Origin of the sequence: Micromonospora maritima, from assembly GCF_902825405.1 — a bacterium.
Taxonomy (GTDB): Bacteria; Actinomycetota; Actinomycetes; order Mycobacteriales; family Micromonosporaceae; genus Micromonospora; species Micromonospora maritima.
The window spans coordinates 1-9555 of record NZ_CADEAU010000194.1 but is presented as its reverse complement, the minus strand read 5'-3'; the positions used below and the strand labels follow the sequence as shown (position 1 = coordinate 9555).

Here is a 9555-nt window from a genome sequence, read left to right as displayed (position 1 = left end):
GAGCGTCTCCGCGTCGAGCCGCGGGGCGGTCTCCCGGTCCGTCACCGGCACCGACGCCCCGGCCCCGCGTTCGCCGGCCAGCAGTGGCGGGAGTGCGGGCTCGAACGAGACGGCGAGCCGGGGATCGCCGCCGGCCCGGTCCAGCCAGCGGCCGAGCCAGCCGGTGGTGCCGGGCCGGTCGGGCTGGGCGGTGTGCCAGATGTCCATGGACCGGAAGTGGCTGCGGTCCGGCTTCGGGTAGCCGACGCCCCGGACCACGGCCAGCCGGCCCGCGCCGTACGCGCGGTGCAGGCCGGGAAGCGCCGGGTTGAGGCCGACGCCGTCGTCGAGCCGGAGCACCTCCTCGGCCGCGTACGCCAGGTCGGGTCGCGCGTCCCGGTAGGCGGGGTCGGCGTACGGAACGACCGTGTTCAGGCCGTCGTTGCCGCCGTACAGCGTGACCAGGACCAGCGTGCGGGCCTGCGGGTCCCGGTCGCCGGCGGTGGCGAGCAGGTCGCTGAGGCGGTACGCGGCGGCGCCGCCGGCCAGGGCGGTCGCACCGACCACGCCACTTGCCACCAGGAACCGCCGTCGGGTGAGGACGTCCACGTCTCGCTCCTCTCAACTGACCGCGTACTCGGGACTGACCAACGCGGCCACCAGCAGCCGGCGCGGTTGCCCGGCCAGCGGGGTCAGGGCCGCCCGGGTGCGGTCGCTCCACCCGTCGACCACCAGCAGTCGGGCCAGGGCATCGGGTCGACCGGCCGGGGGCGCGGCGGCGACCCGGGACAGCACCGCCGGATCGGCGACGGCGGCCAGGTGGTCGGCCACCCGCAGCCGGGCCTGCAGGGACGACGTGGTCAGCCACGCCGTGCCGGCGGGCCAACCGCCGACACTCGGCGGGCGCAGCGGTACCTGGTCCAGGGCGTTCAGCCCGGCCAGGAGCCGGCGCCGCCCCGCCTCGGGCAGCGCCGACGGCCGGACACCGAGCTGCCGGGCCGCGCCGACCAACCACTCGACGGGCTGTTTGACAAGCGTGTCCCGGGTCTGCGCGAACGTCGGTGCGGTGAAGATCCGGCGCAGGGTGCCGACGGTGTCCGGGCCGGCGAGGTCCGCCGGCGCGGGCACCTGCGCGCCGGCGTAGCGGAACCAGAGCCGGCCGGCCACGAACCGGGAGGTCTCCGGAAGGCCGGCGAGCAACGCGGCGTACGAGCCGGCGTCGAAGGCGGCGCTGCGGCCGAGGATCGTCTTGTCGCCCGGGTCGTGCCGGCGGGGCACGAAGCGGGCTACCCCGGTACGCCGGTCCACCGTCCACCCGGTCAGCGCCCGCGCGCCCTCCTTCACGTCGGTCTCGCCGTAGCCACCACCGATGCCGAGTGTGAACAGCTCCATCAGTTCCCGGGCCAGGTTCTCGTTCGGCGCCTGTCGGGTGTTCTGCTGGCCGTCGAGCCAGACGATCAGCGCCGGGTCGCGCACCATGGCGTCCACCAGCGGGGGCAGCGGCCCGCGACCGAGCCGGCGCAGCGTCTCCAGCTGGCGCAGCATCAGCGGCGCGGAGCGCACCTTCCGCACGCTCGTCGCCCAGTGCCCGTGCCAGAAGAACAGCAGCTTCTCGTCGCACTGGTGCTCGGCGGCGACCATCCGCGCCAACCACCAGTCGGTCAGCGTGGTCGCCTGCTCGCGGCGCCGGCGGTTGGCCTGCTGACGCTGCTCGCGCGTGGCGCCCTTGTCGAGCGCCGCCGCCGGGTCCGGGCCGAGGTCCGGCGGCGGGGTGGCCGCCGCGCCCCGGTCCGCTCCGGCGGGGTCGAGCAGCCGGTCGAGGGTGGCGGCGAACCCGGCCCGTTCGGCGGCGTCCACCTCGTCGGCGGTCGGTCCGAACGTCGCCCGCCGCAGCAAATGTGCCACCGCTTCCCGTTCCGTCATGTGCGCCGACGCTAGCCGGGGCATGTTCGAGGACGGTAAGGGCGCCGTGCGGGTCGCGTGCGAAAAGGGCTGTCACCGGTGCGGCGTACAGTCCGCCGCATGGCTGTGGACACCAGGCCGGCGGCACGCGCCGGCCGCCTCCGGCTGCTTCCCCTGGCGCTGATGTTCCTCAGCGTCGGCCTGTCCGTCGCCGTGGTGCTGCCGTTCCTGTCGCTGTTCCTCGACCGCGAGGTCGGCGCGGACCCGCTGCGGGTGACCGCGTTCCTGGTCGTCGCGCCGCTGTCCGGCGTCGTGGTCTCCACGCTCGTCGGTCGCCTGTCGGACCGGCGGGCGATCCGTCGCCGGCTGCTCGTCGGCGCGGCGCTGGCCGGGATGGTGGGCGCCGGCCTGACCGCGTTCGTCCGCGACTACTGGGTCCTGCTGGGGCTGACCGCGACCGCCGTCGCGCTCGCCAACTCGCTGTTCCCGCAGTCGTTCGCCTACGCCCGCCAACTCCTGGACCGGGACAGTCCGGGCCGGGCGGCCCTGGGCATCAGCGTGCTGCGTACCGTGTTCTCGCTGGCCTGGGTGGCCGGCCCGGCGTTGGCCGCGGTGCTGCTCTCGGTCGGCGGCTTCCGGCTGGTCTACGGTGTCGCGGCCGGCCTCTACGCGGCGGCGGCGCTGCTGGCCGCGTTCCGGTTGGAGGAGTTGCCCGTCCCGACCCGACCGGCGGCCGACGCCCCCGGCGTCGACGTGCCCGGCGCGTCGCGGTGGCGGCTGGCGTTCACCGTGGTCGCCTTCGTCCTGGTGCAGTGCCCGATGACGCTCGGCGTGCAGGCGATGCCGCTGTTCATCGGCGGTGACCTGGGCGGCGACCCGGCCGACGCCGGGCTCGTGCTGGGCCTGTGCGCCGCGTTGGAGATCCCGCTGATGCTCGGGCTGGGCGTGTTGACCGCACGGGTCCGGCTGCGCACGCTGATCCTGCTCGGCGCCGGCTGCGGCGTCGCCTACTACGCGGTCGCCGCCGCCGCACCGACCGTCGCGGTGCTGCTGCTGGCGCAGCCGGTCAACGCGGTGTTCATCGCCGCGGTGTCCGGCGTCGCCATCACCTACGTGCAGGACCTGCTGCCCGGCCAGCCCGGCCGGGCGACCACGCTGTTCACCAACTCGTTCCCGATCGGCGCCATGCTCGCCGGTCCGCTGCTCGGGATCGCCGCGCAGATCGGCTACCGCTGGGCGTACGGGATGAGCGCGGCGTCGTGCGCGCTCGGCCTGCTGGTCCTGCTGCTGACCCGTCCCCGCCCGCCGGTTCGGGCCTGACGGTTCCCCGCCGGAGCGGCCCCGACAGGACAGGCGGGCGGTCAGCGACGACGGGCCAGGACGACGTGGTCGACCAACTCGCCCGTGTGACCGTCGTGGCTGGCGATGCGCCGCGCCGCGCCCAGCCGCTCGATCTCCCAGCCGTCCGGATCGAGGGCCACGGCGGCCAGGATCTCCTCCGGGGTGGCGAAGCGCGGATCGTCCGGGTCGAGCCCGGACCAGGGCGGCGGCGCGCCGTGCTCGACCACGAGCAGCCGGCCACCCGGCGCGACCGCCGCGGCGGCCGGGGGCAGCACCTTCTCCCGGGGCAGGACCAGTGGCGACTGGAAGAACTGCGCCGACACCAGGTCGAACCGGCCGGGCGGGAAGCCCTCGGTCACGTCGTGCCGCAGGGTGGTGACCCGCTCGGCCACGCCGGCCCGCTCGGCCTCCACCGCGAGCCGGTCCAGCGCGACGGACGAGACGTCCACGGCGGTGACCCGCCAGCCCCGGGCGGCCAGCCAGATCGCGTCCCCGCCCTCGCCGCAGCCCAGGTCGAGCACCGTGCCCGGCGGCAGATCGGCGGCCACCTCGGCGAGGACCGGGTTCACCCGGCCGCTCCAGATCCGGTCCGACTGCCCGTAGCGCTCGTCCCAGAACCGGGCCGGGTCCGTGTCCGCCGGCGGGTTCCGGTGGTGTTCCTGGTGGTGCGCGGTCATGCCTGCCTCCTTCGCCGCCGGGCGCCCCCGTCCCGGCGCCGCCATCGTGCCCCGGCCGCAAGCAGGACAGCAAGGATCCTTGCCGTTCCGGCAAAACGCCTGGCCCGGCCGCCGCCTCGGGCAGACCACCGCACATGCGGGACGGGCCACCGGTCGCCCGGTGACCCGTCCCGTGTGCGCTCGCTCAGACGAGCTCCACCCCGTAGACGCCGAGCGCCTCGGTGACCGGCTGGAAGTAGGTCGTCCCGCCCGAGGAGCAGTCGCCGTTGCCGCCGGAGGTCAGGCCGACCGCGCTGCTGCCGCTGAACAGCGAGCCGCCGCTGTCGCCCGGCTCCGCGCAGACCGTGGTGCGGATCAGGCCGGAGACGCTGCCCTCGGCGTAGTTCACCGTGGCGTCGAGCGCCTCCACCGTGCCGCCGTGCAGACCGGTGGTGCTGCCCGAGCGCTGCACCGACTGCCCGACGAAGGCGTCCGCCGCGCCGGTGATGGCCTGCTTGCCGCCGTTGTAGAGGGAGACGCTCCCCTCGGCCGCGCCGGCGTTCGTGTGCTGCACGATGCCGTAGTCGTTGCCCGGGAAACTGCCGGTGCCCCCGGTGCCGAGCTGGCTGCTCTGGCCGGAGTCGGCATACCAGTTCGCGGCGATTGCGGTGCAGTGCCCGGCGGTCAGGAAGTAGTACGTCGAGCCGCTGCGCACGTTGAAGCCGAGCGAGCAGCGACCGCCGCCCTCGGCGTAGATGGCCTCGCCGCCGGCGGCGCGGGTGCTCAGCGTGCCGGCCTCGCGCTCGATCCGGACGGTGCCGTCCAGCCGGCGGGCGACGGCGGTCACCCGCTCCAGCTTCGCGCCGGTGACGGTGCTGTCCACGGAGACGACGACCTGGTTGGTCGCCGGGTCGGTCCACCAGGCGGTGCCGGGGATGCGGGCCGACTTCTCGAGGGCGGTGGTGGCGCGGGCCAGGTCGTCCGCGCCTCGGGTGACGAGCTTGGGGGTGGCGCCGGCCGCGCGGACCTTGCGGGCCGCGGCGTCGTCGGTCACCGTGACCACCATCGCGCCGCCGGCCTCGGCGTACGTGCCGGCGGAGCGGTCGCCGAGTGCGGCGGCGAGCGCGGTGGCCTGTTCGGGGGACGCGGACGTCCCGGGTGCGGCGTGCGCCGGTGCGCCGGCCAGTGCGCCGACGACAAGCGCGCCGGCCACCGTGAGGGCGGTGGCGTGACGCCGCGGAGACCCGGAGAGTCGCATGTGGATACCTCCTGGAGCTGAGCGCGGGCAGCCCTTTCGGGCAGCCCCGGGCAGCCGTTCGGCCGGTGAGGCTCGGCCGATCGGGCTCATCGAAGTTGTCACACGTTTGTCATTGAGGGCAAGAGTTCCAGTTGCGCCGATCGGGTCGGATCTCAGAGCTTGGATCCCGAAGGCCCGATCGGCGGCAACTCAGGCGATTGGCGGTATTCACGCGCGTCCTTACTGGTCAGTAACGCGATCAGCAACGGCCTCCACCGAGCCGGAAATGGGACCGCCGACCAGATGGCGAGACAGGATCGACATCGGAAAATTGCCGTCGATCGACTACGGGTGATTCCGCTTCGCCACTCCACGCCGAGGCTCAAGGTCCCCCGATCAGGGCCGATCGGCACATCGCCCGGCGCGCGCCGGTGGATGTTGACTGGAATCGGTGCGAGGCAAGGGGGCGACGAGGATGAGCGGGCAGGTCGGCACCGTGGACGTCGGCTGGACGGCCGGCGAGGCGTACGAGTTCACGGTGCGGGGGCACCGGATGCGGGTGGACCAGCCGGCGGAGGCGGGCGGCGACGACACCGCGCCGACACCGACGGAGCTGTTCGTGGCGTCGCTGGCCACCTGCGTGGCCTTCTACGCCGGGCGGTACCTCACCCGGCACGGCGTGGACCGGGACGGGCTGGGGGTCTCCGTCAGCTACCGGATGGCCGACGACCGGCCGGCTCGGGTCCACGAGGTGCGACTGTCGCTACGACTGCCGGACGGCTTCCCGGCGGCCCGCACCCAGGCACTGCTGGCGGTGGCGTCGCACTGCACGGTGCACAACACGCTGAGCGCGGGACCGACGGTCACCGTCGACGTCGCCTGAGCACGGGCGACGACGGGGCCCACCGGACCGACCGCCGCGCGCTCCGCCTCCGGGTCAGCCGATCGTGGCCAGCCTCGGCAGGACCTCGTCGGCGAGCCGCCGGGTGAACTCCACCGGGTGCCGGTCCGGCATGGTCTGCACCTCGGTCACCCCGAGTCGCGCGTACGCGGCCACGTCGGCGAGGAACGCGTCGACGTCGTCGAGCGGCGGCCGGGTGACCAACACCGTCTTCTCGACGGTGTCGTAGTCGCGCCCCTCGGCGGCGCAGTGCGCCCGCAGCACGTCGAGCTTGCGCGCGACGTCCTCCGGCCCGGTGCCGAACAGGTTGCAGGCGTCGGCGTACCGCGCCACCAGCAGCAACGTCTTCTTCTCCCCGCCCCCGCCGACCATGATCGGCGGGTGCGGACGGCGCAGCGGCTGCGGCGAGTTGAGCGTCTCGGCGAGTCGGTGGTGCCGGCCCTCGAACGGCCCGTCGTCGTCGCTCCACATCTGCTTGCAGATCCGCAGCGTCTCCTCCAGCCGCTCGAACCGTTCCGCCACCGGCACCACGGGCACGCCCAGGCCGCGCTGCTCCCGCTCGTACCAGGAGGCGCCGATGCCGAGGCGGGCCCGGCCGCCGGAGAGCACGTCGAGCGTGGAGACGATCTTGGCGAGCAGCCCCGGGTAGCGGTACATCACGCCGGTGACCAGCACGCCGAGCGTCATCCGCCGGGTCAGCGCCGCGACGTAACCGAGCGTCGTGTACGCCTCCAGCATCGGCTCGCTCGCCGGCGCCATCGCCTCCATCTGGAAGTAGTGGTCCATCACCGTGAACGACGCGACGCCGGCCTGCTCGGCGAGGGTGGCCGTCTCGGCAAGCGTCGGGGCGATCGCGGCCGGGTCGGCCGGGGTGGAGTAGGTCCAGTAGTGCAGTCCGAGCTTCATCGTCGGCACCTCCACGTCGAGCCTAGGAGGCGACGGCAGGATTAGCGCGCCCCGCGCAGGGGCAGACATTTGTCATCGACCACGGATGCCGAGGGAGCTGACGACATGGCCAAGGGTGACATCGACACCTACCAGCAGGACGGGCAGTGGAAGAACCGCCCGGAGGGCAACGAGCGGGCGAGCAGCCGGCACGACACGAAGGCGGAGGCCGAGGCGGCCGGCCGGGAGATGGCGGCCGAGCGCGGCACCGAGCACGTGATCAAGAAGCAGGACGGCACGATCGGCGAGAAGAACACGTACCCCCGCAGCCGCGACCCCCGCGAGATCCCGGGCTGACCCCCTTCAAGGCGCCGGACGGCGCTGGATCCCCCCTGAACACGCCGCACGGCGCCGGACCCGCTCGGGTCCGGCGCTGTGCGCGCTGCGGGAAGGTCTCCTGGTTGTGGCCTGCTGGCTAAAAAGTTTTGTTCGGTTCCTACAACGGCGCCCGCTCAGGCTTCGGCGGTTACGACATGGCGCCACCGGATGACAGACGGAAAGGTGAGGCAAGCCGGAGGCATCGCCGCCACCCGGCGCCACACCGTGGGTCAACCGAAGGGGACGGTCACGTGTTCACCCGTGTCGCCATCGTCAACCGTGGTGAGGCCGCCATGCGGCTCATCCACGCGGTCCGGGAACTGGCCGCGGAGACCGGCAGCCGGATCGAGACCGTCGCGCTGTACACCGACGTCGACCGCACCGCCACCTTCGTGCGGGAGGCGGACGTCGCCTACGACCTGGGGCCCGCGTCGGCCCGCCCGTACCTGGACCTGAAGGCGTTGGAGCGCGCGCTGGTGGAGACCCGCGCGGACGCCGCGTGGGTCGGCTGGGGCTTCGTGGCCGAGGACCCGGCCTTCGCCGAACTGTGCGAGAAGGTCGGGGTCACCTTCGTCGGCCCGAGCCCGGACGCCATGCGCCAGCTCGGCGACAAGATCGGCGCGAAGCTGATCGCCGAGGAGGTCGGCGTGCCGGTCGCGCCGTGGAGCCGGGGCGCGGTGGAGAGCCTCGACGCGGCCGTGGCCGCGGCGGCCGAGATCGGCTACCCGCTGATGCTCAAGGCGACCGCGGGCGGCGGCGGACGCGGCATCCGGGTGGTCCGCAGCGACGCCGAGCTGACCGACGCGTACGAGCGCACCAGCCAGGAGGCGGCCCGCGCGTTCGGCAGCGGCGTGGTGTTCCTGGAGCGCCTGGTCACCGGGGCCCGCCACGTCGAGGTGCAGGTGATCGCCGACGGGCAGGGCACCGCGTGGGCGCTCGGCGTGCGGGACTGCTCGGTGCAGCGACGCAACCAGAAGGTGATCGAGGAGTCGGCCTCGCCGGTGCTGAGCCCGGAGCAGGCCGCCGAGCTGAAGGCGTCGGCGGAGCGGCTGGCCGTGCGGGTCGGCTACCGGGGCGCGGCCACCGTCGAGTTCCTCTACCACCCCGGCGACCGGATGTTCGCCTTCCTGGAGGTCAACACCCGGCTCCAGGTGGAGCACCCGATCACCGAGGCCACCACCGGTTTCGACCTGGTCAAGGCGCAGCTGCACGTGGCCGGCGGTGGCCGGCTCACCGGCACGCCGCCGGCCGAGCGCGGGCACGCGATCGAGGCGCGACTCAACGCCGAGGACCCGGACCGCGACTTCGCCCCCTCCCCCGGCCGGATCACCCGGCTGGACCTGCCCGCCGGGCCGGGCATCCGGGTCGACACCGGGGTCAGCGAGGGCGACACCATCCCCGCCGACTTCGACTCCATGATCGCCAAGATCATCGCGTACGGGCGGGACCGGGACGAGGCGCTGGGCCGGCTGCGGCGGGCGATGGCGAACACCACCGTGGTGATCGAGGGCGGGGCGACGAACAAGAGCTTCGTGCTCGACCTGCTCGACCAGCCCGAGGTGATCGACGCCAGCGCGGACACCGGCTGGATCGACCGGGTCCGGGGCGAGGGCCGGCTGGTCGCGCACCGGCACTCCGCGGTGGCGCTGGCCGCCGCCGCGATCGAGGCGTACGAGGAGGACGAGCGCGCCGAGCGGCAGCGGCTGCTCTCCACGGCGGCCGGTGGACGGCCGCAGGTGCAGCACCGCAGCGGCCGGCCACTGGACCTGAAGCTGCGCGGCGTGACCTACCGGATGCGGGTGGCCCGGGTCGGGGCGCACCGGTTCCGGGTCGGCATCGAGGCCGGCGCCGACGTGCGGACCGCCGACGTGGAGCTGGACCGGTTCGACAGGCACACCGGGCAGATCGCCGTCAACGGCGTCCGCTACCGGCTGCTCACCGGCACCCACGGCCCGGTCCACCTGGTCGAGGTCGACGGCGTGACCCACCGGGTCAGCCGGGACGAGGGCGGCGTGGTCCGCTCCCCCATGCCCGCGCTCGTCGTCGCCACCCCGCTGGAGATCGGCGCGGAGGTCGAGGCCGGGGCACCGGTGCTGGTGCTCGAGGCGATGAAGATGGAGACGGTGCTGCGGGCGCCGTTCCGGGCCCGCCTGAAGGAGTCCGCCGTCGCGGTGGGCACCCAGGTCGAGGCCGGCGCGCCGCTGCTGCGGCTGGAGCCGGTGGCCGAGGAGGGCACCGAGGCCGCCGCCGGGCCGGCCGAACCGGCGGTCGAGCTG

The 9555-nt window shown here is 74.2% G+C and carries 9 protein-coding genes; 4 read left to right on the top strand and 5 right to left on the bottom strand.

The features are described from left to right. The coding region (locus HUW36_RS17940) for a DUF1501 domain-containing protein (RefSeq protein WP_174529229.1) at nucleotides 1-588 on the bottom strand (588 nt) is incomplete at its 3' end. A 12-nt stretch (nucleotides 589-600) separates the two neighbouring features. Then, nucleotides 601-1902 carry a DUF1800 domain-containing protein gene (locus tag HUW36_RS17935; RefSeq protein ID WP_174529228.1) on the bottom strand — a complete coding sequence of 434 codons (1302 nt, stop codon included), beginning with the start codon at nucleotides 1900-1902 and terminating at the stop codon, nucleotides 601-603. 99 nt (nucleotides 1903-2001) lie between these two features. Here HUW36_RS17935 and HUW36_RS17930 point away from each other — a divergent pair, with 99 nt between their 5' ends. Then, the gene (locus HUW36_RS17930) at nucleotides 2002-3201 is read left to right on the top strand and encodes a sugar efflux transporter (protein ID WP_174529227.1); all 1200 of its coding nucleotides are present in this window, start codon (nucleotides 2002-2004) and stop codon (nucleotides 3199-3201) included. Nucleotides 3202-3242: 41 nt separating this feature from the next. Here HUW36_RS17930 and HUW36_RS17925 read toward each other — a convergent pair whose 3' ends face one another. Next, nucleotides 3243-3899: an SAM-dependent methyltransferase gene (locus HUW36_RS17925; RefSeq protein WP_174529226.1), complete on the bottom strand. Its 657-nt coding sequence runs from the start codon at nucleotides 3897-3899 to the stop codon at nucleotides 3243-3245. 184 nt (nucleotides 3900-4083) lie between these two features. Continuing rightward, a complete protein-coding gene (locus HUW36_RS17920) occupies nucleotides 4084-5136 on the bottom strand; it encodes a S1 family peptidase (RefSeq protein WP_174529225.1) in 1053 nt (350 codons plus the stop codon). Between the two features lie 454 nt (nucleotides 5137-5590). Here HUW36_RS17920 and HUW36_RS17915 point away from each other — a divergent pair, with 454 nt between their 5' ends. Continuing rightward, the gene (locus tag HUW36_RS17915; protein ID WP_174529224.1) at nucleotides 5591-5998 is read left to right on the top strand and encodes an OsmC family protein; all 408 of its coding nucleotides are present in this window, start codon (nucleotides 5591-5593) and stop codon (nucleotides 5996-5998) included. 54 nt (nucleotides 5999-6052) lie between these two features. On the opposite strand, the gene HUW36_RS17910 is transcribed toward HUW36_RS17915, so the two are convergent. Further along, the gene (locus HUW36_RS17910) at nucleotides 6053-6922 is read right to left on the bottom strand and encodes an LLM class F420-dependent oxidoreductase (protein WP_174529223.1); all 870 of its coding nucleotides are present in this window, start codon (nucleotides 6920-6922) and stop codon (nucleotides 6053-6055) included. A gap of 105 nt (nucleotides 6923-7027) precedes the next feature. On the opposite strand from HUW36_RS17910, the gene HUW36_RS17905 reads away from it, so the two are divergent. After that, on the top strand, nucleotides 7028-7258 hold the full coding sequence (locus HUW36_RS17905) for a DUF2188 domain-containing protein (protein ID WP_089154306.1): 231 nt from the start codon (nucleotides 7028-7030) through the stop codon (nucleotides 7256-7258). A 272-nt stretch (nucleotides 7259-7530) separates the two neighbouring features. Next, the coding region (locus tag HUW36_RS17900) for an ATP-binding protein (RefSeq protein WP_174529222.1) at nucleotides 7531-9555 on the top strand (2025 nt) is incomplete at its 3' end.

Excerpts from the sequence above, each read along its gene's own strand:
- HUW36_RS17935 (WP_174529228.1), bottom strand. The coding sequence starts at position 1,902 with ATGACGGAACGGGAAGCGGTGGCACATTTGCTGCGGCGGGCGACGTTC.
- HUW36_RS17930 (WP_174529227.1), top strand. The coding sequence starts at position 2,002 with ATGGCTGTGGACACCAGGCCGGCGGCACGCGCCGGCCGCCTCCGGCTG.
- HUW36_RS17925 (WP_174529226.1), bottom strand. The coding sequence starts at position 3,899 with ATGACCGCGCACCACCAGGAACACCACCGGAACCCGCCGGCGGACACG.
- HUW36_RS17920 (WP_174529225.1), bottom strand. The coding sequence starts at position 5,136 with ATGCGACTCTCCGGGTCTCCGCGGCGTCACGCCACCGCCCTCACGGTG.
- HUW36_RS17915 (WP_174529224.1), top strand. The coding sequence starts at position 5,591 with ATGAGCGGGCAGGTCGGCACCGTGGACGTCGGCTGGACGGCCGGCGAG.
- HUW36_RS17910 (WP_174529223.1), bottom strand. The coding sequence starts at position 6,922 with ATGAAGCTCGGACTGCACTACTGGACCTACTCCACCCCGGCCGACCCG.
- HUW36_RS17905 (WP_089154306.1), top strand. The coding sequence starts at position 7,028 with ATGGCCAAGGGTGACATCGACACCTACCAGCAGGACGGGCAGTGGAAG.